This is a genomic window from Microcystis sp. 49638_E5, assembly GCF_021300285.1.
GTDB lineage: Bacteria > Cyanobacteriota > Cyanobacteriia > Cyanobacteriales > Microcystaceae > Microcystis > Microcystis aeruginosa_C.
In genome coordinates, this window is record NZ_JAJTDH010000040.1 from 21,459 (window position 1) to 43,497 (window position 22,039).

A 22,039-nucleotide genomic window follows, 5' to 3' on the forward strand; every position below is an offset into this window, starting at 1 on the left:
AAGAATCTAGTCGTCTCTGGCAACGCTATTTAATTAATAATCCCAGTTTTTTGCTTTTTTTGCCCTATAACTCCTGCGAGACTGGGAAAAGTAAACAGTAATCCAGTCATCAGCCCTCAACTATCGTTAAGATGGATAGGAGAAGGTAAAGTTTTATATGTCCCCTTCAACTGCGTTTAGGAGTTCCTGCTAAAGATGACACAAGCTACTCAGATTCAAGGAAAAGGAATTTTACTCAGTGAGGCTGCCCTCAAACACCTTACCATGCTCAAAGAGCAACAGGGCAAGGATTTATGTCTGCGCGTGGGTGTGCGTCAGGGTGGTTGTTCGGGAATGTCCTATATGATGGATTTTGAGCATCCTAGCAATATTGGCCCCCAAGATGAGGTTTTCGATTACGATGGCTTCAAAATTGTCTCTGATAAAAAAAGTCTGCTCTATCTCTACGGTCTCATGTTAGATTACAGCAACGCGATGATCGGCGGTGGTTTCCAATTCACTAATCCCAACGCCAGTCAAACCTGTGGCTGTGGTAAGTCTTTTGGCGTTTAATTATTTCTCTGGGGTGATACCTTTCACCCCCGCCTCCCAGAGGCGATTTTTTTGGCCAAAACCCTTGACAAAATCGGAGACTTGACATATACTTTTTGTATAATGGGAATCCGTGCCTGCCTGCGAACCCTTCATTTTTAGGCTAGATACCCTCAATGTTAGGATAATCGGCCATGTCAGGACAAACGGGCAATAAACCACTTTTTTCTCAACACTATCTTGAGCATCGGCTGCCGGATTCTGGGGAATGGCAAGAGGATGTATCCGTGGCATTTGGCCGCTTAGAGAGTCTTTATCAACAAAAAAAGGCGATTTTGCCGACTCTTAACGAAGCGCAAACGGAAGCAGAATTAATACAACCGATTCTAGAAATTCTCGGTTTTAGTTATATACCGCAAGTAAGCAGTAGGGGAAAAGGAAGGTCAGAAAGGCCAGATTATGCCCTATTTGCCACAGAAAATGACCGTTATCAAGCCTATGCTCTCCAGAATAATGAAAGAGCCTTTTATAGTCAAGTTTTAGCGATCGCTGAGGCCAAATACTGGCAACGTTCTCTTAGTGACGTTTCTAAGAATGATCAGCGAGATATCTGGAAAAATAGTAATCCTTCCTTTCAGATCACCAATTATCTCACGGGGACGGGAGTAGATTGGGGTATTCTCACTAATGGTCGAGAATGGCGCTTATATTACCGTCAAGCGTCCTCCACAGCCACGGAATTTTATCTAGTGGACTTGATGGAACTATTAGAAGGGGGAGACCGGCAAAAATTTCCGTATTTCTGGTTATTTTTCCGTCAAGAGGCTTTTATTAAGGATATTCACGGTCAGAATTTCCTTGAACGGGTCCGGGAGGGAAGTACCACCTATGCCACCAGAGTGGGTAACGAGTTAAAAGAGTTAGTCTTCGATCGCATTTTTCCCGATATTTCTCAAGGTTTTGTATCATTAAATACAGACATACAGCCAGATTTATTGTATGAGGCGAGTTTATCCCTGCTGTATAAATTATTATTTCTGCTCTACGCAGAAGCGCGGGACTTGCTGCCGGTGAGGGGAGACTATCGCGATTACAGCTTATTGCAAAAGACGCGAGAAATTGCCGTTAAAATCGATCGTCAGCAGGTCTTTAGTGGCACCTCGACGGGAATATACGATGCTCTCCTCAGTTTATTTCGCATTGTCGATCGAGGGGATGCTAATTTAGCCGTACCTCGTTACAACGGGGGTTTATTTGACATGGAAGAAGGCCGGGTGAATTGTTTTCTCGGTCAATATAAGTTATCCGATGCGGTTTTAGCGCCCATCCTAGACAAGTTAGCACGTTTTGAGGGACAGCCGATCGACTATAGTTTTTTAGGTGTGCGACAGTTAGGATCAATTTACGAAGGATTACTGGAATATCGCATCGTGATTGAGGGGGAATCGGTGCATCTGGAAAATGATCGGGGAGAAAGAAAAGCCACCGGTTCCTATTACACTCCCGATTATATTGTTAAATATATTGTCAGTCATACCCTCAAACCAATTTTAGAGCAAAGAGCGCGACAGTTCGGGGATGTGATGACAGAAATCGCCACCCGAAGACAAGAAAGCAGCGATAGACGTTTAGGAAATCTCAGTCAGCAGGGATTAGAAAAAGAGCTACAACGCTTAGAAAAAAAAGCGATCACCACCTTACTTGATCTTAAACTCTGTGACCCCGCCATGGGAAGCGGACATTTTTTAGTAGAAGCAGTGGACTATCTCACCGATGAGTTAATCCAGATTCTCAATCTTTATCCCGAAGATAATCCCGTTTTAACCATGTTGGAAACCACCCGACAAAATATTATCGACAATCTCCGACAACAGGGAATTATTCTCGATTCTCCCACCCTTGAACCAACGCAATTATTACAGAGAGTGGTGATGAAGCGCTGTATTTATGGGGTAGATATCAATCCGATGGCTGTAGAATTGGCCAAAGTTAGTCTCTGGTTACATTCTTTCACAGTGGGCGCACCTTTGAGTTTTTTGGATCATCATTTACGTTGTGGTAATTCTCTGATCGGAACTACCGCCAAGGACGCAGAAGCCGCTATGATCGAGGAAGAAAGTGGTCAATTAACTCTTTTAACGGGCCCTTTTGTTGGGTTACTTCGGGCCGCGGAAATTATGCGGGGAATTAGTACCCTCAGCGATGCGACTTTTGCTGAAGTGGAAACAAGTGAACAGTTATTCCGTGATTTTGATAGTCAAGCTAAACCCTACAAGCGTTTATTAGATGTTTTCCTTTCTCGCTTTTTTGGGGTTAAAACTGCTATCGAGTTTCTGCAGCGCTACGGTGGTAATATATCGGCAATTAATTGGGATAAGATACCCCGATCAGATCAAGGAATTTTAGACCAAGCAGCTAGTTTATATAAAAGTAAGCGTTTTTTTCATTGGGATCTGGAATTTCCTGAAGTTTTTATCGATCTTGATTCCGCTTCTTGGAAGGATAACCCCGGTTTTGATGCAGTAATCGGTAATCCTCCTTATGTTCGACAAGAAGGATTAAAAGATATTAAACCCTTTCTAAAAGAAAATTATCAATCTTTTCATGGAGTTGCCGATTTATACGTTTATTTTGTCGAAATGGGGTTACTATCCTTACAGCAAGGAGGTCACTTGGGTTTGATTATATCAAATAAATTTATGCGTGCTAATTATGGAACGAAATTAAGACAATTTCTAACCCAGCAAACAACTATAAAAGAAATTATCGATTTTGGAGAATTGCCTGTTTTTTCGGAAGCGGCAACTTTTCCATCTATTCTACTGATTGAAAATAATATTGTAGGTCAACAAAATGTTTTAGTATCAAAGATTAAGTCTCTCAAATTCAATAGTTTAATTGATGTGATTAATGATCTGTCATATTATGTATGTGAAAATAGCTTGTCTGTGGAAGGTTGGTCCTTAGCTAAAAATCAGATTGCTACAATTGTCGAAAAATTACAAAAAAAAGCTGTTTTTCTGAGTGAATATGTAAACAATCAGATTTATCTGGGAATTAAAATAGGATGTAACGAAGCATTTGTGATTGACAAAAATATCAAAGAATATTTAGTAAGAACTGACCCAAACAATCAACAATTTATCAAGTCTTTAATAGTAGGAGATGATTTAAGGAAATATGAAATCAAGAATCGGGACTTATATTTATTATTGATTCCCTGGGGATGGACAAAACAAAAAATAGATACAGATCAGGAAAAATTAGCTTGGAATTATCTTTCTTCATTATACCCTTCTCTTACTAAACATCTTGAGGGTTTTGCAGAAAAAGCTAGAAAAAGATGTGATCAAGGACAGTTTTGGTGGGAATTAAGATCTTGCACTTATTATGATATTTTTGAAAAACCTAAAATTATTTATCCAGATATTGCTAAAGAATCGCGCTTTACTTTAGATAATAATGGCTTTTACTCAATCAATACTACCTATTTAATTCCTAGCCAAAGTTATTATTTACTAGCTCTTTTAAATTCCAGCTTAATTTTCTTTTATATGTCTCAAAACAGTGCTGTATTGGGGGATACAGAGAAGCAAGGTAGATTAAGATTTTTTGGTCAATACATGGAGAACATCCCCATCCGAAAAATATCTTTTAACACCAAAAGCGATCGCCGTCAACAGAGTTTAGAGAAACTTATCAAAAGTTATCAAGAAAAGCAAGAAATATTAAAAGAAATCGAGGAACATATTAGGAGAGAAGAAACCGATATAGTCCATGATATTCTGGCCTACTTAGCAGAACAGATGATCGAGATAAATCGGGAAAAACAAAAAGAAATCAAAAGCTTTTTAAGATATTTAGAGAGAATAATCGGTAGTGCGATCGATAATTTAACCAACAAATCAAAAATCCAAAACTATCTCGGTGACTACCAAAAAAGCGAACCTCATCTTAGCTGCGATCAACTGTGGGAGATACTGAAAAAGAACAAAAAGAAAATTACCGTTAACTTGCTAGATCGTCAAATACAGGAAACCCTAGAAAAAGAATATCAAACCAGTCTAGATAAACTTTTGCCCCTAAAACAACAATTAAGCACGACCGATGAATTAATCGATCTAATTGTTTATAAACTCTATGGATTAAGCGAGGAAGAAATTAAAATTATTGAAGGGAGAGAGTGAAAAAAGAATCAGCATTACAAGTAAAGGGTTCAAACCAATCCTATTGATAGATTAAATAATACCGTAGAGAGTCTTCCTTTTTCTAAAAATACTGATATAATACGAAAAAAAGTTACTGAACCTTACTCAATGAAAAAAAAGCAACAGCGAGTTCTGAATGCAATTCAGACAAGGATATACGCCTCTTTTTAGAAAATGCTAATATCATTTAATTGCCTCAATTATTGATTATTTATTGAGAGAAACAAAAACTATGTACACCACAACTTATAAAGGATATACAGGTAAATTTGAAATTGACTTTGACGATAATCTGATCTCTGGAATCGTCATTGACATTAAAGATGTGATTACTTTTCACGGCAAAACTATTGAAGAAGCTGTACAGTGTTTTCATGAATCTGTTGATGACTATCTAGAATTTTGCCAAGAATTAGGAGAAGAACCCGATCAACCTTTTTCAGGAAAGCTACCTTATCAAACAACCCCCGAAATTCATCGTAAAATCTATTTAGCAGCAACTAAAAAAGGTAAAAGTATCAATGCTTGGATGGATGAGGTTCTTTCTCAGAAAGCCCAAGAACTTGTCGGCTAAAAATATTATAGATGACAATTTTTGAGAGTTAAAAGGAGAGATTTATATTACCTCATTCCCCATCTCTTTTGCCAAAAATAATTTCCCCTACATATCTTTATTTTTGCTCTAGTTAATTTTCGGTGATTGCTATCAGATTACAACATCTGCTCGAAAACTTGACAGACCCGGGGTTGAAAGCGCTGACGGTGTTTTATTTTTAAAAAAGGGCGCATAAATTCGAGATAACGAGGGTATGAACTGGAAGTATCGATGACTCGAATCGATCGCAATGTGCCTAATTCTAATTCCTTTTGAACCATTAATTCGGAAATGCCGGCCGCTGCCAAACTATTCTCGATGATTGCTTTCACCATTTCCCCCGTATTTAACAGCAAAGTCACCTTTAATGTGCGTAAATCGATGCCCCAATTCTGTAAAGCTTCCTCGAATCTTTGTTGAGTTCCCGATCCCGATTCTCGCATTACCCAAGGGGTTTCCACTAATTCCGGCAATTCGATCGCCTCTCTTTTATACCAGGGATGAGAACGTCCGACAATGATTAATAAGCGATCGCTGCCGACGATCTCCTGTTCTAAACAATGTGTTAAATCACTCTTGACTTCTCCCTCGATTAATGCTAGGTCAAAACGTCCGTTAGCCGTACCCAGACAGATTTCTTCCGTATTAGCTAGGGTGCAGTTGATCTTAATTGCTGGATAGCGCTCCTGAAAATCGCTAATTTTTGCCGGCAGCCAATAGTTACCAATAGTCAAACTCGACCCTAATTGTAGTTCTCCCCGTTGCAAGTCGTTGAATTCCGCCAATCCCCTTTCTGTCAAAGTTACCTGGGTGAGAATGCGTTGCGCTTCTAATTGCAGTAAACGTCCTGTTTCCGTGATCTCGATGTGACGACCGACGCGATGGAATAATTTCACCCCGTATTCATTTTCTAGGGAGGCAATGGCGGCACTGACGGCCGGTTGGGTGATATATAAAGCTTCTGCTGCTTTGGTGAAGTGGAGATGTTCAGCAGTCGCTAGAAAGATTTCCAGTTGATCTAGGGTCATTCTGGCCATGGCAATGGGTTTTCCGTCTCTATTGGTCTTTCCATCATTTTAATTTATTAAATCAACAAGAAAGAATATTTGATTTTATTAATGGCTCTTTCTAGAGTAGAAGTAGGGCGATCGAGATCAGAAGAGCCGATTAAGAAAAAAATCCTATGACCACCATGATTACTGCCATATCCACAGCAATAGCGGCCTTTATTGCCACTAATCTCGATGACATCCTGATTTTGACGATTCTTTTTACCCAGGTCAATAAACTTTTTCGCCGTCGTCATATCGTTATCGGTCAGTATTTAGGCTTTATCCTGCTGATTTTGGCGAGTTTAACTGGCTTTTTCGGGAGTTTCTTGATTCCGGCTCAGTGGATTCGTTTTCTCGGTCTGTTACCCGTGATTTTCGGGATTCGGAGTCTCTGGCAGCGAGAAGAAACCGAGACGGATAATAATGTGGAGGTCGCTGTAGAATCAGCACCTTATTTTCCCTTGGCGGCCTGGTTTTCCCCTCAAACCGGCGCTGTGGCGGCAATTACCATCGCCAATGGCAGTGATAATATAGGGATTTATCTGCCTCTGTTTGCTAGTAATACTTGGCAAAATTTAGTCACTATCGTCAGCGTTTTTCTGATCTTGGTGGGTGTTTGGTGTTTTACTGCTCATCAGTTAACCCAATTACCGGCGATCGCTAATTTAATTACCAGTCACGGCAGCCACTTTGTCCCCTGTGTGTTGATCGGTTTGGGTGTGTTTATAATCAAGGAAAGTCTTCCCCTCGCTTTCTTGGCCCTATCCTTAAGCTATGGATGGGCGCTTTTCCAGCAACAAGCAGAATCTATTTAGGGTTTGCGGCAAAAAGTTTTTCGGTGGGGGCAGGGTGTAGGGTGTAGGGTGTAGGGTGTAGGGTTTTAGCGATTTTCAGGGAAAAAGTACCTGCATTTTCCCCCCGATCACTCCCCAATCTGGTACTTTTTGGTTGACAAAAAGTCTAAAAGTCTTACCCAACAAGGTTTTTAGATTTATTGAGCAAACTCTATTTGATTTTTGATTCAATACAAATACATCTAAAAATATATTTTAGATTTTTTCCATACCATCTATAACTCAAGTGCCATAGAATAACATCATCTTATCAAGCGGTCAACTTGAAACCGACCCCTAGCCATCTCGATCATGTTATTTTTTCTCAAATCGCCAGTGACGGAAAGCAAGACCAGCATTACACCGAAAAAAGTCAATCCCAATCGAGTCCGCGATCATCTGGCCAATGAACGCACCTATCTGTCTTGGATGCGAACAGCGATCGCATTAATGGGTTTTGGTATGGTTATCCTGCGTTTACGGGCCTTTCATCCTCCTCTGGTTCCCCGGCCCGGTTATGGTTGGAAATTGGGCTTAATGTTTGCTTTAGTGGGTTTATTGACCGTATTTTTGACCACGGCCCATTATTTTACAGTCAGACGAGATATAGATGAAGATACCTATGAACCAGCCGATCGATGGGTGGTACTATTTAGTTTAGCGATCGTTATTCTCGGTGCGGGAATTATCTATTTTGTCGCCACCAGTCCCGATCTGTTGATGGGTAGTATGATGACTTTCGAGTGAACTATGGGGGTTAGGTGGGTTGGAGTAAGCGCCAACTGACCGTGACTAGAATAGTATAAAGCAGTATTTTTAGGGCATTTTTGGGGAAATATTCCGATAATCTTGCTCCCACTACCACCCCCGGTATTCCACCCAACCAGATAGGAAGTACCAGATTCCAATCTACCGTTCCTAATCCCAGATGACCAATGGAAGTACAGGTTAAGAGGATGGACGCTTGCGATAGATCTGTGCCGACTAATTTGCGAGAATCAAGGTGAAAAAAGGTCATCAAGACCAATGCAAATAAGGAACCACTGGAAATACTGGTTAAACCGACCAAATAGCCTAAAACTGCCCCTAATATCGTTGTTTTTATCTGACCGGAGCGAGTGGTTAAATCTAATTTTGGCCAGGACCAAGGGGACAAATCGGGAAAAAATAAGGAGATTAGTAGTTCTAGGGCCGCTAGGACAGTCACGATCATCAAGACAAGACCGATGATAGGAGGCAACCATTGATCGAGATTGAGGGAGCTATTCTGCTGAAAATAGCGAAAACCGACTAATCCTAACAGAGAACCGGGTACACTGCCAATTACTAGCCATTTTACCACTTCTAACTCGATCGTTTGCTGTTGCCAGTGACGAACAGTGCCGACCACTTTCATCAATCCGGCCGCTACCACATCGGAACCCACTGCGGTGGTAGCGGGAACCTGAAATACAAAGATCAATAGGGGTGTAATCAAGGATGAACCGCCAATTCCCGTTAATCCCACGATAATTCCGATAAAAAAGCTAAATATTGTCAATAAAGAATAGTCCATTTTTGCCTCAGTCGTCTCTTTTCTCCGGTGTGTTTCTGGTAGTTAAGGGACAAAATTAGTTAATTAAGCCTTTAGAACCGACTAAAAGAGTAAAAAAGAGTAATAGTAAGCTTTTATCGCTGTTTAATCTTTTTAGTCTCGGTTTATAACCAGTAATCTCCCGAATCGAAACTTAATTTTTTCGCTATATTGTAAAATGTAATTGTATTTTAATACGATTGAGATTGAATTGTAGTTAAAATACGGTCAAACCCTATACATTTTTTTGCCAGAGGATTAGCTACCGTGAGTATCATCATCGAGCAAGTATCGAAAAAATTCGGCACCTTTACCGCTTTAGACCACATCAACCTAGAGATCAAATCGAATCGTCTGGTGGCACTGCTGGGGCCGTCCGGTTCGGGAAAAACCACCCTCCTGAGAGCGATCGCAGGATTAGAACCCCCCGACACAGGCAAAATTATCATCAACGGCAAAGACACAACCCATTTAAATGTCAGAAAAAGGAATATTGGCTTTGTTTTTCAGCATTATGCGCTTTTTAAACACCTGACGGTGCGTCAGAATATCGCTTTCGGTTTAAATATCCGCAAAGCTACCCCCGACTACATTCAAAAACGAGTGGACAGTCTCTTGAGTTTAATTCAATTGCAGGGATTAGGCGATCGCTATCCGGCCCAACTATCCGGGGGTCAACGTCAACGGGTTGCCCTGGCCCGGGCCTTAGCGGTAGAACCGGAAGTATTATTATTAGATGAGCCTTTTGGGGCCTTGGATGCCAAAGTTAGAAAAGAGCTGCGGGTTTGGTTGCGACAGTTACACGAGGAAGTCCATGTCACCAGTGTTTTTGTCACCCACGACCAAGAGGAAGCCATGGAAGTGGCCGACGAGATCGTAATTTTCAATGAGGGTAAAATCGAACAGGTGGGGACTCCCGATCAGGTGTACGATCATCCTGCCTCTGCTTTTGTGATGAGTTTTATCGGCCGGGTGAATGTTTTACCACCGACCTCGGCTGCACTGTTCGAGCAGCTTGGGGGGGGTACTAACGGAGTCAAGATTTTTATTCGTCCCCACGACCTGGAAATTCTCTCTTCTCCCAATGGGTCTAGTATTGCGGCAAAAGTCGAGCGCATTATCCATCTGGGTTGGGCCATCGATGTGGAATTAATTCTACCCGATCGCTCTCTCCTGATTGCCCATCTGAATCGAGAACAACTGGATCAATTGCATCTCAAGGTCGGGGAACAAGTTTATGTTCGTCCTCGGGATGCTCGCGTTTTTGCCTAAAAGTCAGCCTTATTGTTAGTGCCTGACGAAGGTCCCAATAGGTGTAGGGTCATGAATGCACAAGGCTGCTACTAGCTTCGCATCATGTCCCTACACACCCCTAGGAGTCTTATGCAAATAATACTAAATCCGTTGAGTATAGGCTACATATCAGGAGAGGCAATAAATAATCAGTTTTTAATAACTGGATTTCGTATAAATTAAAAGCTACCAACTCCAGGCCACAAAAGGGTTCTATCCAGCGATCAAAGTTTTGATGATCTGCTAAACTTTTGATTGATGATACCAGTTTAGTTTTGATACCTTGACATTTAATCGGGGGAACAATGACGGTTGTTTTCATTAACAACTAATAGATAATTAAATGAATACACTGGGGGAAACATTGAAAATCTCTCCTAAAATTTTCCCTTGAGCTTTACTAATCGATCGCTTGCCTTTAACAATTTCTGAAACCACACCCTTAGAACCAATTTTACCAACTAAATCAGCTTGTTTCATGTTGTTAGCTGACATTAAGTGTAATAATACTTCCCTCGGTGAAGCTGGTTCGGGTTGAGGTTGTTTGGCATCAAAATCCTTAATAATTGTAGCTGGTTATAATTAAATTAAAAATGGATTTTAGGTTCGATCCCCCCTTAGTCCCCCCTTGATAAGGGGGGTGCCGATCCCCCCTTAGTCCCCCCTTGATAAGGGGGGTGCCGATCCCCCCTTAGTCCCCCCTTGATAAGGGGGGTGTCTGATAATTTTTAACGCCTACCTACTTATTCTTCCTCATTTTCAATAATCTTGGGTTGAAATTTAGTCAACAGTTGATTATAAATATTTTGATCAAGTGCTAGGGTCATTTTTCCTTGGGTTAGACTGAACTTTTTTGGTGTGTTACTGCTTAACTTAAACCAGCGATTTTAACCAGCTGTACCAAGCATCTAAACCTTCTCCAGTGGTAGCGGAAACTTGAAAAACTTTCAGATTGGGATTAACTTGATAGGCGTAATCTAAACAGCGATCGAGGTTAAAATTAACGTAGGGTAGTAGGTCTATTTTTGTCAAGATCATGACTTGAGAAGCGTGGAACATATAGGGATATTTAATCGGTTTATCTTCTCCTTCGGTGACGGAAAGAATGACAACTTTGGCATTTTCTCCCAAATCAAATAAAGCAGGACAAACTAGATTACCGACATTTTCGATCATCACTAAAGAATTCATCGGTGGATCGAGTTCGATTAATCCTCTCTCTACCATTGATGCTTCTAAATGACAACCTGTTCCGGTATTAATTTGAACGACTTGGCAACCGGTTTCACTAATTTTTTGGGCATCATTAGCTGTAGCTTGATCTCCCTCAATCACACTGATAGGAATAGCGGTTTTTAAATCGGCAATTGTGCGAGTTAACAGGGTAGTTTTTCCCGAACCGGGGGAAGAAACCAGATTAAGGGCAACAGTTTTTCTCCCCTTCAACCAACCGCGATTTTGTGCCGCTAATAGATTATTTTTTGCCAGCAGATTTTGCTCAACTTGGAGAATGTTACCATGAATTTGAGCGTGAATTTCCGCAGGATGATGGGGATGCTCATGATCGTGATCGTGATGGCTATGACTAATAACAGTACCATCGGCTAAAATATGTTCATGGGTTCCCGTTTGCGGATTAGTTACCGTCACTTCCGAGTTATCAGAACAACCACAGGTTACACACATAAGGATTCTGTCTCCAACGATTTAAGATTTAATTCTTGACCCTGTAAAATGATTATATTACGACTACCACATCGCTCGCAGATTCCGTAGGGATATTCTAGTTCTAGCTCATTTCCGCAATCTTGGCACTGTCCTAAACCAGAAATTTCCAGAATCTCTAACATTGCCCCCTCTATATTAGTACCTTGACAACAGGTATCAAAACAAAAAGCGATCGATTCTGGCATAATTGCCGTTAGTTTACCAATCTCTAACACCACGCGCTTAACTTTCATTCCTCGGGAATGTTCTAAGGCAAGTTCGATAATATTTTGGGTGATTCCTAGTTCGTGCATTTTCAGTTATCAGTTATCAGTTATCAGTTATCAGTTATCAGGGAGAAGAGAGCAGGGAAATTTCAACTAAAACCCCAAAACCCCAACTATCTGTTTTTTTAGTTTTCACTTTTTCCTTTAAAACTGTCTTCTGTCTAATTAACATATTCTCGGTAATTGTTCACCGACTAACATATCGAGAATCCTTTTAGTGCCGAAAGCGGTTTTTAAGTAAACTAAATTGGGGGGAGAAGCGACGACTTCCCCGATAGAAGCGGCATTTTTACCGTCAGGATGGGAGCGCATCACTGCTAAAACGCGATTTTCCGCCTCTGGTGGCACGACAAGGACTAATTTGCCCTCATTTGCCAGATAAAGCGGTTCTAAGCCCAATAATTCGCACATTCCTCGCACTTCTTCCCGGATGGGGATCGCCGTTTCCTGTACCTGTATTCCCACCCCTGAACTTTGGGCAAATTCGGTTAAAACCGTGGCTAATCCGCCCCTAGTGGCATCCCGCATCGCTTTAACTTCCGGGCAAACGGCCAGAATTGCAGAAATTAAAGAATTCAGGGCTTGACAATCGCTTTCGATTGTGCATTGTAGGTCTAATTCGCCCCTAGCAATCAGAATGGCGGCTCCGTGATCCCCCAGAAAACCGTTAATCAAAATGCGATCGCCAACTTGTAAATTATTCGCCCCGGAATTGATTCCGGCTGGAATTACCCCCACTCCAGAGGTATTAATAAATATTTGATCCCCTTGTCCCTTAGAAACGACTTTTGTATCCCCAGTGACGATTTTTACCGCTGCTTTTTCGGCGGCTATTTTCATGCTAGTAACGATGGTTTTTAGGGTGTCGATAGATAAACCTTCTTCGAGGATAAAACTACAACTGAGATAGAGAGGAATTGCCCCACCGACAGCCAAATCATTAACGGTTCCATTGACTGCTAAACTGCCAATATCACCCCCCGGAAAGAATAGGGGAGAAACCACATAGGAATCGGTGGTAAATGCCAAGCGATCGCCTATTTTAGCCAAATCTTTAATCTCAAATCGTGCTTGATCTTCAAGGGTTGCCAGTAAGTTATTATCAAAATTATTAACGAATATCTCGTTAATTAAATCCCGCATTGCTTTGCCACCACTGCCATGGGAGAGAGTGATATTTGTGTCGGTAATTTTTGTTTTTTTTAATTTTAAAGAAGCTGAAGGATTGCTAGTCATAAATTTAAGTAGAGCAGTTATCTTGATGGTGAGGTAGAAAGTTTTCGTTTTGGGGAGTCGGTGGTCGATAGTAAATTAGGTTACACTTGATCTTGATCAGAAACGCTGTCATAGCTTACTGCTAGATTATCTTTATGGGTTTCTGGTATTTCTCGCACTTTTTCTACAGTTAAGTCCAAGACTTGAGCAATTCGTTCTACAGTGAAATTTAAAGACGATCAACGCGGCACAGATTCCAGTTTACCTTCTTTTCGTCTGAGCATCTCCCCCATGTCAGGGTGCTATAGCTGACAGTGAGTCGCTATAATAGAATTCGCCGATCGCTAACTTCTCCCTCGGTAAAATTTCTATGACTGGAAGACTGAACAAGCTACAACAAGATTTAAAGAACATAGAAACGGAAGTGGCAAATTTAGCCGAAAGAATGCGAGAAAAATACCGAATTTATCTTGATTTACTCGGTGAATCTCTCTATAAACAGGCGATCGGGGCAGTGTATTATATCTGTACCCGTTACTATGGGGGGGAATTTCTGGCCCTCTCCCACAGCAATCGTCAGAAACTACAAGAGGAGATCAAAGCTCTAGGACAAGAGGCTAAAGCCAGTTTACAGCAATTGGGCGAACAGAGCTTCAATCGAGGGGCATTTTCAGGGGTAGGATTCTCTAAAAGTCCAGCAGAGACAGTTAACACCCCAGATTTCTTGAAGCTTTTTCTAGACAAACGGGAAAATCTAGCCGCAACTGGAGAGATTAATAACCCCGATATTTTGCTTTATTGTTGTCGAGTCCTGGAAAAAAACTGTATCGAGATTCTCAATCATCTCTCTAAACAAATTAATCAGCAACTACAAAAAGCCTATATTATTCCCCCTCATCTACCCAGTCAAATTATCGATATGGCAATTCAAGCGGGAGAAGAGGGACAATCCCTAGGTGGAGGAAATAATATGTTAAACATTTTAGTAGAAGCTAAAAACCCTGAACCAGAGGAAGAAAAAGATGAAGATGAAGATGAAGATGATGGGGATGATCATGATTTTTCAAGTGGCAAAGTCACTAAAGTAACGGCGATTCATCTACGAATGGCTGAACTAGAATTTGCTGATGCGCGCTTAAGTGTCGAAAGAAATCAAATTCGCTCCCTTTGGGAACAATTAAATCGTCTAGGTAAACAATATCATCACCTTCGCAAAGAATATACTATCGCTCAAGCGGAAGCGGCGTGGCGCAGTAGTTGGTATGATTAATCAGTTATAATTAAACAGAGGTATTAGGGAAACATAACACTAGGAAATTTGGAATCAAGAGGCAATTATGAAAGGGGAAATACCCGACTGGGTGAGATTACAAAAAGCCTTATCTGTAGAAGCGGAAAAAGGTTATCCAGATCTTCAGGGAAATCAATACCGTTTTAGCGAGTTTTTGTGTCTTAGTTTCGGGGATAATCCTCCCGTGGGAATTGCCACCAGTGAGAGAAATCGCTGGCGAGAATTAGCCCAAAAATTTGCCCAATATTCCCAGTTTAATCCCAGACAAAGACAACAATTAGTCACCGAAACTCGCAATTTTTTGCAACAATTACGGCAAACTTTAGAAGCAACCCCCACCCCAAAAGAACCAGCTGCGGCGAAAATTATTAATACCACTCCCATCACGGCAAAGACTAATTCTCCACGGCAAGTTACCCTCGAACAACCCTTGAAATATCTAGCGGAAGTGGGAGAGAGAAAAGCCAGTCTTTTAGAAAGATTAAACCTCCACAAAGTTGAAGATTTATTATATTATTATCCCCGGGATCATGTGGATTACAGTCGTCAAGTCAATATCGCTAATTTAACCGAGGGGGAAACGGTAACTTTAGTGGGGAATGTCAAGCGCTGTAATTGTTTTAATAGCCCCAAAAATACCAAGTTAGCTATCTTTGAATTGCTCTTACAGGATCGCACTGGACAGATAAAATTAAACCGTTTTTATGCGGGAACTCGCTATAATAATCGTGCTTGGCAAGAAGGACAAAAAAAACTCTATCCCGTCGGTTCTGTGGTGGCGGTTAGTGGTTTAGTCAAAGCGGGAAAATATGGGTTAACTTTAGAAAATCCTGAATTTGAATTATTAGACAGTTCTGGGGCAAGTATTGAGTCCTTAAAAATCGGGCGTATTCTGCCAGTTTATCCCCTCACCGATGGAGTACCCGCCGACCTAATTAGAAAGGCTGTAGTCGCCGCTTTTGGGGCAGTAGAGGCGATAAAAGATCCCTTGCCTTTCGGTCTAAGAAAACAATACGGATTAATCGATTTAAAAACAGCAATTACTAACATTCATTTCCCTAATAATGCCGAGATTCTCAGTCAAGCGCGACGGCGATTAGTCTTTGATGAATTCTTCTTTTTACAATTGGGTTTTCTGCGGCGGCGGCAACAGTATCGTCAGACACAGAAAAGTGCTATTTTTAGTGCTAGGGGTCAACTAATTGATCAATTTAATCAGATAATTCCCTTTCAATTAACCAATGCTCAAAAACGAGTTATTGAGGAAATTTTAGAGGATTTAGATTCTAGCACCCCGATGAATCGTCTCGTGCAGGGGGATGTGGGTTCTGGCAAAACAATTGTCGGAGTTTATGCTATTTTAGCAGCCCTACAATCTGGTTATCAAGCGGCATTAATGGCTCCCACGGAAGTTTTAGCAGAACAACATTATCGTAAGTTAGTTAGCTGGTTTAATCTCTTACATTTACCCGTAGAATTATTAACTGGTTCCACAAAAACCGCTAAACGGCGAGAAATTCACGCCCAATTAGAGACAGGAGAATTACCACTTTTAGTGGGAACTCATGCCCTAATTCAAGATGCAGTTAATTTCCGCAAATTAGGTTTAGTTGTTATTGATGAACAGCATCGCTTTGGGGTACAACAAAGGGCAAGATTATTAAGCAAAGGAGAGTCTCCCCACGTTTTAACCATGACAGCAACACCGATTCCCCGTACTTTAGCTTTAACCCTACATGGGGATTTAGATGTGAGTCAAATTGACGAATTACCCCCCGGCAGGCAACCGATTCAAACCACCGCTTTAAATGGGAATCAAAGAAGGGCTGCCTATGATTTAATTCGCCGTGAAATTGCCCAAGGCAGACAAGCTTATGTGATTTTTCCCTTGATTGAAGAATCGGAAAAATTAGATGTTAGAGCTGCGGTGGAAGAATATCAAAATTTATCAGAAAAGATTTTTCCCAATTTTAATATCGGTTTACTCCATGGTCGCATGAGTTCCGCCGAAAAAGAGGAAATCTTAACAGCTTTTCGCGATAATATTCTGCAAATTATTGTCTCAACTACGGTTATCGAAGTGGGGGTGGATGTTCCCAATGCCACGGTGATGTTAATTGAAAATGCCGAACGTTTTGGCCTTTCACAATTGCATCAATTACGGGGGCGCGTGGGCAGAGGTTCCCATCAATCCTACTGTTTACTTTTAAGTGGGACTAATAGTGCTAATTCCCGTCAAAGATTGACGGTTTTGGAACAATCCCAAGACGGCTTTTTTATCTCGGAAATGGATATGCGATTTCGCGGTCCGGGGGAAGTTTTAGGACAACGACAATCGGGTTTACCAGATTTTGCCCTCGCTAGTTTAGTCGAGGATCAAGAGGTGTTAGTTTTGGCAAGAGATGCCGCCGAAAAAATTATGTTAGATGATCCCCATTTAATCACTTTGCCCAATTTGAAACAAGCCTTAGAAGCTAAATATCAACGGATGTTGGGAGCGGATATTTTAACTTGATTTAGATGTTCAGTGATCAGTAAACAGTAATACTAAATCCAGTTATTAAAAACTGATTATTTATTCTCCGTTTTGCAGGAGTGCCTCTCTTGATATGTAGCCCATACTCAACGGATTTACTATTACTTCCGATTTTCTCACTCAATCCAAGCTTTTGGGGGGTTCTACCCCCCAAACCCCCCGTTGGGGGCGTGGCGCCGCCCCCAAACCCCCCGCGCATTAGTTTTTCGGTGGGATGCTTACACGCGGCTGCTTTAGGAGTCACTGATAATTGCTGATTGTCGGTATTTCTACAAATGTGAGATGCACCCAATCAGTAATCAGTAAACAGTAATCAATAATCAGCGAAAAGACAGCAGCAAACTGGCATTTGATGAGGCTCACTTAATACATACTGCTCACTCAAAACTTAAAACTCAAATCTTATAACTGATAACTGATAACTGATAACTGATAACTGATAACTGATAACTGATTCAATTAACCAAATTTAATCATTTCTCGTCCTGCCATCACCGGTAATTCCCCTTTTAAAATCGGAATCAATGTCTCGCGAATTCTGTCCGCATCGGGGGGACATCCCGGCATAAAAATATCGATGGGAATGACTTGATGGACGGGCAGCACTTGATCTAATAATTCGGGAACGATACCGGGTTCTTCTGGTAGTTGAGGGGTGTTATCTCCTAACTCTAAATAAGCCCTTTTTAGCACGGGATCGGCAGTTCCTAACATATTCCGCATAGCGGGAACGTTAGCAGTTACGGCGCAATCACCAAAAGAAACGACGGTTTTGGTATTTTGACGGACTAGATGAATTAGTTCTAAATTATCCTGATTAGCGATCGCTCCTTCCACTAAACAGACATCGACATTTTCCGGATAGGTTTTCAGATCGCAGCCGACGGGACTATACACCACGTCAACTTTTTCGGCTAATTCTAACAGCCATTCATCCAAATCGAGGAAGGACATATGGCATCCCGAACAACCAGCTAACCAGACAGTAGCGAAGCGAATTTTAGACATAATTTTAATTCCTTGATTGGTATTTTTTGGCTGAGTTGCAATTTCGTCAAAAGGATCAAACGAAAAGAAATACTCTTTTAAGCTATTTTTGCCTCCTGGATAAACTCTTGCATTTTTTCCTCAAAGAAAGGAGCTATATCTAGATTTTTCCAGTCTTTAAGTAGCTCAAAAATAATCGCCTCTGATGCAAAATTTCCCGTATAAGAAATAAAAGAAAAAGGACGTTTACTGAAATTGAGCAAACAGCTTAAAATCGTGCAATGGTCTTTCACTCCAAAACCAAGAGAACAGGTTTTATCTCGATCTTTTACTCGCCAATTATCAGCATTTTTGGCATAAATATCTAGGGCAACTAAAGCACAATCCACCTCTCTAGAATATTTAATTAAGAGCGAATACAAAACCCTAGGCTCTTGACTGACATCAGACAAAATTTCAATTACCCGACAAGGAATACTAGAAAATTGCGCCGTCAAATTGGAGAGAGACTGACACATTTCTAGGGCTTGCAGAAATTGCGATTCGGGTGATGTGGTCATAATTATCTCGTTTGCTGAATTGAATCGGACCAAGGATATTGTTTTTGTGCCAGTAAATGCGCTTGTTGCTGCGAAAAGCCTCGATTAATCACTAAGTCAGATTCGTAGATTTCATGATTGAGAAACATCCGATCAAGATTATTCCCTTGAGCGCCAGCGAGTCTTCGCCAAGCTGCTACCATTAAACCTTCGGGAAAAAATTGATATCGAGACACTCCCGATCCAAAAGCATAATCCTTGGCGCGTCGGATATCGATCTCCGATATTTCGTATTGGGCAGCAATCTCTAGGATATCTTGATTATTACCCATAATCTGATCATAGTCCTCCCTTACCTTGACGGTTAATTTCTGCTCGTAGATATCTAAATGCGCCCATCGATCATTATCACCCTCCATCGATTACTTTAACGCGTCCATTGGTGTTGAGTCCTAGCATTAACTAAAAATTCCAACTTTGATCGATCTTCCTCTTTTTCATAAACGGCGGAACCCTTGCGGAATATGGCTCCCGTTGGACAAGCGGCAACACATTTGCCGCAGGAAGTACAGGCAGAAACGCTGCCCCAAGGCTGATCCATTCCCGCGATAATTTTATCTTTTTCGCCGCGATAAGCCAGATCCCAAACGTGCGCCCCTTCAATTTCATCACAGACTCGCACACAACGGGTACAGAGAACACAACGATTATGATCGATACCAAAAAGATGATGGGAAATATCGACTTCTCGCTTGGGAAAACGGTAGGGAAAACGACTATGATCCATACCCACTTCGATGGCTAAATCTTGCAATTCACAGTTACCATTAGCCACACAAACCGCACAAACGTGATTACCTTCAGCGAATAATAATTCCACCGTCATGCGGCGATATTCTTTCAGTTTTGGGGTATCGGTATGGATCACCATTCCTTCCGCCACCTCCGTTACACAGGCGGGTAATAATTTATTAATACCTTCAATTTCTACCAAACATAAGCGACAGGCAGCCACTTCAGAAACCCCATCGAGATGACAGAGGGCAGGAATTTTTATTCCTACCTGACTAGCGGCTGCGAGAACTCGCGAACCCGCTTCGATCGCTACATCTTTACCATCAATGCTTAAAGTGATTACGGACATAAAAATTATTCTCCTTGAGGATAATATCCCTCTCCTTCCCATAGGCCACAATTTGTGGCCAAGAGTGGGATTTTTACAGAAAGTTTTAACTTAGACAATCGGCTAAGTCTTTGGCGGGGGTGGTAATCGGCCGCAGGTGATAGGTATCGGAGAGGAATTTGAGGACGTTGGGGGAGATAAATGCCGGTAAAGTTGGTCCCAGACGGATATTTTGCATCCCTAGATGTAGCAGGGTGAGCAGTACAGCGATCGCTTTTTGTTCGTACCAAGAGATAATTAGGGAGAGGGGAATCTCGTTGACGCTAACGTTAAAAGCGTTGGCTAATCCTAGGGCGATTTTGATGGCACTATAGGCATCATTACATTGTCCCACGTCCATCAGCCGGGGTAATCCTTCGATAGTACCTAATTGTTTGTCGAAAAAGCGGAATTTTCCACAGGCAAGGGTTAAAACGATGCAATCTTCGGGGACTTGTTCCACAAATTCGGTGTAGTAATTGCGATCGGGTTTTGCCCCATCGCAGCCCCCAACTAGGAAGAAGTGACGGATTTTACCCTGTTTAAGGGCATTAACCACCGTATCAGCGACACTGAGAACGGTATTGTGGGCAAATCCCACCATTACCTGCCGAGGTTCGCTTATTTCAGTAAATCCGGGCAATGATTGCGCTTTAGCAATCACGGGACTAAAATCGATCGCACCGTCCACTGTTTCTAAGCGGTTAATATGGGCATAACCCACAGGTCCGAGGGTAAAGAGTTTACTTTCATAGTTTTCGTGGGGGGGCATGAGACAATTAGTAGTTAAAACTATTGCCCCCGGAAACTTAGCAAATTCTTTAGTTTGATTTTGCCAGGCGGTGCCATAATGACCGTAGAGATGGGGATATTTTTCTTTGAGTTTTGGATAACCGTGGGCGGGTAATAATTCTCCGTGGGTGTAGACTGTTATCCCAGTATTGGCAGTTTGTGCCAGTAAAGCCGCTAATTGTTTAATATCATGGCCGGAGACTAAAATGGCTTTACCTAGACGCGGATTTAAGGGAACATTTGTCGGTATGGGATGACCGTAGGTTTCGGTATGACCTTGATCTAATAATTCCATGGCTCGCAGGTTTGCGGCCCCGACTTTTAGACAGATTGCCACCCAATCATTAAGGTTTAAATCTCCCCGGTCAATCGCCGCTAAAGTCTCTTGGATAACCTGATAAACTGAGTCATCCTCTTGACCTAATTCCTGAGCGTGGAAAGTATAGGAAGCCAGACCTTTAACTCCGTAGATAGCGGTTAACTTTAGGGAAAAAATATCGAGGTCTTGCACTTTTTCAATTAGTTCTAAGGATACTTCTTGACCTTGGCTGACTAGACTCTCATTAAAATTAGGCTGATAGTTAGCAAGTGCAGACCAGTCCAGCGATCCCAATTGTGCTTTTAAATTTTCCCGAATCTCTAAACAACGCTGAATATAATCGGTAAAACGTCTTTGATCGAAGTTAACATTGGTCATGGTGGCGAAAAGCGACTCGCAGGTAAAAATATCGGCTTCGCGAGTAGATATCGCCGCTTCTTTGGCTTTTAAAACCACCGATGCTAATCCCCGCAGACAATAAACTAATAAGTCTTGAACGGCGTTGACTTCGGGACTTTTTCCACAGGCTCCCCACTGATGACAACCATTACCACTAGCGGTTTGTTCGCATTGTTCACAAAACATAAGTTTTCTCTCTTTTTTCAGTAGATTGACAGATTGTTGCGATTTTTTTCTACTAAATTGAATTCTGCTTTTTTGAAAGTTAGTTATCGGCCTTCACCCGGCAGGAATTATGGATTTTACGACTGGAAAGCTTGTCTTGACAGCCTCTACTCTCTGAACTATGTTTTTATTCTCTCACTTTTTTTGCCAGTTGGGTTCTGATTTTAGATTTCCTCAAGAATTACTGATTAAACAATTATTTAGTTGTCTTATTAAATTAAGTATTTTTTGTGATTTTTATGATATAATGAGCGAGATTTTCGATTTTTAGGTGGGTATTTGCCAGTGTCATAGCAATCGGTCTCCTGATTAGGATAGAAAGTTGGAACTTAAGAGTTATTATCGCCTAACTGTGATGATGGGATTGCTTTCGACATAGATAGTTATCTCTTTTTTTATTTACTTAACTTAACCGATTATCTCGCCGAATCTACTCAAAATTTTTATCTGTTTTTGCCAGATCCTGATATTTGACATCAAGACTGATGAACGATT

19 protein-coding genes and 1 pseudogene are annotated in these 22,039 nt (G+C 41.4%); 8 read left to right on the plus strand and 12 right to left on the minus strand.

The genetic code is table 11. From position 1 onward, the window contains the following. The first annotated feature begins 195 nt into the window (after nucleotides 1-195). From LW728_RS12845 to LW728_RS12855, 3 genes are all read left to right on the plus strand, one after another. Nucleotides 196-552: an iron-sulfur cluster assembly accessory protein gene (locus LW728_RS12845; protein WP_002747572.1), complete on the plus strand. Its 357-nt coding sequence runs from the start codon at nucleotides 196-198 to the stop codon at nucleotides 550-552. 173 nt (nucleotides 553-725) lie between these two features. Then, nucleotides 726-4,718, plus strand: a complete 3,993-nt coding sequence (locus tag LW728_RS12850; RefSeq protein ID WP_287766888.1) for an Eco57I restriction-modification methylase domain-containing protein — start codon at nucleotides 726-728, stop codon at nucleotides 4,716-4,718. Between the two features lie 253 nt (nucleotides 4,719-4,971). Further along, nucleotides 4,972-5,313 (plus strand): type II toxin-antitoxin system HicB family antitoxin, encoded by a 342-nt coding sequence (locus LW728_RS12855; protein WP_002767352.1) that lies wholly within the window; start codon nucleotides 4,972-4,974, stop codon nucleotides 5,311-5,313. Nucleotides 5,314-5,450: 137 nt separating this feature from the next. Here LW728_RS12855 and LW728_RS12860 read toward each other — a convergent pair whose 3' ends face one another. After that, nucleotides 5,451-6,371 carry a LysR substrate-binding domain-containing protein gene (locus LW728_RS12860; RefSeq protein ID WP_287688612.1) on the minus strand — a complete coding sequence of 307 codons (921 nt, stop codon included), beginning with the start codon at nucleotides 6,369-6,371 and terminating at the stop codon, nucleotides 5,451-5,453. A 146-nt stretch (nucleotides 6,372-6,517) separates the two neighbouring features. Here LW728_RS12860 and LW728_RS12865 point away from each other — a divergent pair, with 146 nt between their 5' ends. Further along, nucleotides 6,518-7,201, plus strand: a complete 684-nt coding sequence (locus LW728_RS12865; protein WP_002801979.1) for a cadmium resistance transporter — start codon at nucleotides 6,518-6,520, stop codon at nucleotides 7,199-7,201. Between the two features lie 330 nt (nucleotides 7,202-7,531). Next, nucleotides 7,532-7,966, plus strand: coding sequence for a YidH family protein (locus LW728_RS12870; RefSeq protein WP_061432697.1), 435 nt, complete (start codon nucleotides 7,532-7,534; stop codon nucleotides 7,964-7,966). Nucleotides 7,967-7,976: 10 nt separating this feature from the next. Here the strand turns inward: LW728_RS12870 and LW728_RS12875 are convergent, their stop codons facing one another. Then, the gene (locus tag LW728_RS12875) at nucleotides 7,977-8,774 is read right to left on the minus strand and encodes a sulfite exporter TauE/SafE family protein (RefSeq protein ID WP_287666109.1); all 798 of its coding nucleotides are present in this window, start codon (nucleotides 8,772-8,774) and stop codon (nucleotides 7,977-7,979) included. 285 nt (nucleotides 8,775-9,059) lie between these two features. Here LW728_RS12875 and LW728_RS12880 point away from each other — a divergent pair, with 285 nt between their 5' ends. Further along, the gene (locus LW728_RS12880) at nucleotides 9,060-10,064 is read left to right on the plus strand and encodes a sulfate/molybdate ABC transporter ATP-binding protein (protein ID WP_287666111.1); all 1,005 of its coding nucleotides are present in this window, start codon (nucleotides 9,060-9,062) and stop codon (nucleotides 10,062-10,064) included. A 109-nt stretch (nucleotides 10,065-10,173) separates the two neighbouring features. Here the strand turns inward: LW728_RS12880 and LW728_RS12885 are convergent, their stop codons facing one another. From LW728_RS12885 to hypE, 5 genes and pseudogenes are all read right to left on the minus strand, one after another. Continuing rightward, on the minus strand, nucleotides 10,174-10,407 hold the full coding sequence (locus LW728_RS12885) for a DNA adenine methylase (protein WP_287766890.1): 234 nt from the start codon (nucleotides 10,405-10,407) through the stop codon (nucleotides 10,174-10,176). 17 nt (nucleotides 10,408-10,424) lie between these two features. After that, nucleotides 10,425-10,658 (minus strand): annotated as a pseudogene (locus tag LW728_RS12890) (helix-turn-helix domain-containing protein); the annotation flags it as partial. A 300-nt stretch (nucleotides 10,659-10,958) separates the two neighbouring features. Beyond that, a complete protein-coding gene (gene hypB, locus LW728_RS12895; protein ID WP_287766892.1) occupies nucleotides 10,959-11,771 on the minus strand; it encodes a hydrogenase nickel incorporation protein HypB in 813 nt (270 codons plus the stop codon). Then, entirely contained in the window at nucleotides 11,762-12,106 is a 345-nt protein-coding gene (locus tag LW728_RS12900; protein ID WP_002801994.1) for a hydrogenase maturation nickel metallochaperone HypA/HybF, read from the minus strand. Before LW728_RS12900 ends, hypB begins: the two co-directional genes overlap by 10 nt. 138 nt (nucleotides 12,107-12,244) lie before the next feature. Further along, nucleotides 12,245-13,315 carry a hydrogenase expression/formation protein HypE gene (hypE, locus tag LW728_RS12905; protein WP_287766894.1) on the minus strand — a complete coding sequence of 357 codons (1,071 nt, stop codon included), beginning with the start codon at nucleotides 13,313-13,315 and terminating at the stop codon, nucleotides 12,245-12,247. A gap of 349 nt (nucleotides 13,316-13,664) precedes the next feature. Here hypE and LW728_RS12910 point away from each other — a divergent pair, with 349 nt between their 5' ends. Together LW728_RS12910 and recG are read left to right on the plus strand one after the other, a co-directional pair. Beyond that, nucleotides 13,665-14,564 (plus strand): hypothetical protein, encoded by a 900-nt coding sequence (locus tag LW728_RS12910; protein ID WP_287766896.1) that lies wholly within the window; start codon nucleotides 13,665-13,667, stop codon nucleotides 14,562-14,564. A 67-nt stretch (nucleotides 14,565-14,631) separates the two neighbouring features. Further along, nucleotides 14,632-17,100, plus strand: a complete 2,469-nt coding sequence (gene recG, locus LW728_RS12915) for an ATP-dependent DNA helicase RecG (protein WP_287766898.1) — start codon at nucleotides 14,632-14,634, stop codon at nucleotides 17,098-17,100. Nucleotides 17,101-17,580: 480 nt separating this feature from the next. Here recG and LW728_RS12920 read toward each other — a convergent pair whose 3' ends face one another. From LW728_RS12920 to hcp, 5 genes are all read right to left on the minus strand, one after another. Beyond that, the gene (locus LW728_RS12920; protein ID WP_002740992.1) at nucleotides 17,581-18,129 is read right to left on the minus strand and encodes an NADH-quinone oxidoreductase subunit B family protein; all 549 of its coding nucleotides are present in this window, start codon (nucleotides 18,127-18,129) and stop codon (nucleotides 17,581-17,583) included. A 77-nt stretch (nucleotides 18,130-18,206) separates the two neighbouring features. After that, the gene (locus tag LW728_RS12925; RefSeq protein ID WP_287766900.1) at nucleotides 18,207-18,668 is read right to left on the minus strand and encodes a hypothetical protein; all 462 of its coding nucleotides are present in this window, start codon (nucleotides 18,666-18,668) and stop codon (nucleotides 18,207-18,209) included. A 2-nt stretch (nucleotides 18,669-18,670) separates the two neighbouring features. Further along, nucleotides 18,671-19,066, minus strand: coding sequence for a hypothetical protein (locus LW728_RS12930; RefSeq protein ID WP_287670775.1), 396 nt, complete (start codon nucleotides 19,064-19,066; stop codon nucleotides 18,671-18,673). Between the two features lie 8 nt (nucleotides 19,067-19,074). Further along, nucleotides 19,075-19,791 carry a bidirectional hydrogenase complex protein HoxU gene (hoxU, locus tag LW728_RS12935; RefSeq protein WP_287766902.1) on the minus strand — a complete coding sequence of 239 codons (717 nt, stop codon included), beginning with the start codon at nucleotides 19,789-19,791 and terminating at the stop codon, nucleotides 19,075-19,077. A gap of 85 nt (nucleotides 19,792-19,876) precedes the next feature. Further along, nucleotides 19,877-21,505: a hydroxylamine reductase gene (gene hcp, locus LW728_RS12940; RefSeq protein ID WP_287766904.1), complete on the minus strand. Its 1,629-nt coding sequence runs from the start codon at nucleotides 21,503-21,505 to the stop codon at nucleotides 19,877-19,879. Nucleotides 21,506-22,039: the final 534 nt, after the last annotated feature.

Bases quoted from the DNA above. Each gene is read 5' to 3' on its own strand.
- LW728_RS12845 (WP_002747572.1), top strand. From the start codon at position 196: ATGACACAAGCTACTCAGATTCAAGGAAAAGGAATTTTACTCAGTGAG.
- hypE (WP_287766894.1), bottom strand. From the start codon at position 13,315: ATGACTAGCAATCCTTCAGCTTCTTTAAAATTAAAAAAAACAAAAATT.
- LW728_RS12930 (WP_287670775.1), bottom strand. From the start codon at position 19,066: ATGGAGGGTGATAATGATCGATGGGCGCATTTAGATATCTACGAGCAG.
- LW728_RS12910 (WP_287766896.1), top strand. From the start codon at position 13,665: ATGACTGGAAGACTGAACAAGCTACAACAAGATTTAAAGAACATAGAA.
- LW728_RS12855 (WP_002767352.1), top strand. From the start codon at position 4,972: ATGTACACCACAACTTATAAAGGATATACAGGTAAATTTGAAATTGAC.
- LW728_RS12860 (WP_287688612.1), bottom strand. From the start codon at position 6,371: ATGGCCAGAATGACCCTAGATCAACTGGAAATCTTTCTAGCGACTGCT.
- LW728_RS12900 (WP_002801994.1), bottom strand. From the start codon at position 12,106: ATGCACGAACTAGGAATCACCCAAAATATTATCGAACTTGCCTTAGAA.
- LW728_RS12850 (WP_287766888.1), top strand. From the start codon at position 726: ATGTCAGGACAAACGGGCAATAAACCACTTTTTTCTCAACACTATCTT.
- hypB (WP_287766892.1), bottom strand. From the start codon at position 11,771: ATGTGTGTAACCTGTGGTTGTTCTGATAACTCGGAAGTGACGGTAACT.
- LW728_RS12925 (WP_287766900.1), bottom strand. From the start codon at position 18,668: ATGACCACATCACCCGAATCGCAATTTCTGCAAGCCCTAGAAATGTGT.
- LW728_RS12875 (WP_287666109.1), bottom strand. From the start codon at position 8,774: ATGGACTATTCTTTATTGACAATATTTAGCTTTTTTATCGGAATTATC.
- LW728_RS12870 (WP_061432697.1), top strand. From the start codon at position 7,532: ATGTTATTTTTTCTCAAATCGCCAGTGACGGAAAGCAAGACCAGCATT.
- hcp (WP_287766904.1), bottom strand. From the start codon at position 21,505: ATGTTTTGTGAACAATGCGAACAAACCGCTAGTGGTAATGGTTGTCAT.
- hoxU (WP_287766902.1), bottom strand. From the start codon at position 19,791: ATGTCCGTAATCACTTTAAGCATTGATGGTAAAGATGTAGCGATCGAA.
- recG (WP_287766898.1), top strand. From the start codon at position 14,632: ATGAAAGGGGAAATACCCGACTGGGTGAGATTACAAAAAGCCTTATCT.
- LW728_RS12920 (WP_002740992.1), bottom strand. From the start codon at position 18,129: ATGTCTAAAATTCGCTTCGCTACTGTCTGGTTAGCTGGTTGTTCGGGA.
- LW728_RS12885 (WP_287766890.1), bottom strand. From the start codon at position 10,407: ATGAAAACAACCGTCATTGTTCCCCCGATTAAATGTCAAGGTATCAAA.
- LW728_RS12865 (WP_002801979.1), top strand. From the start codon at position 6,518: ATGACCACCATGATTACTGCCATATCCACAGCAATAGCGGCCTTTATT.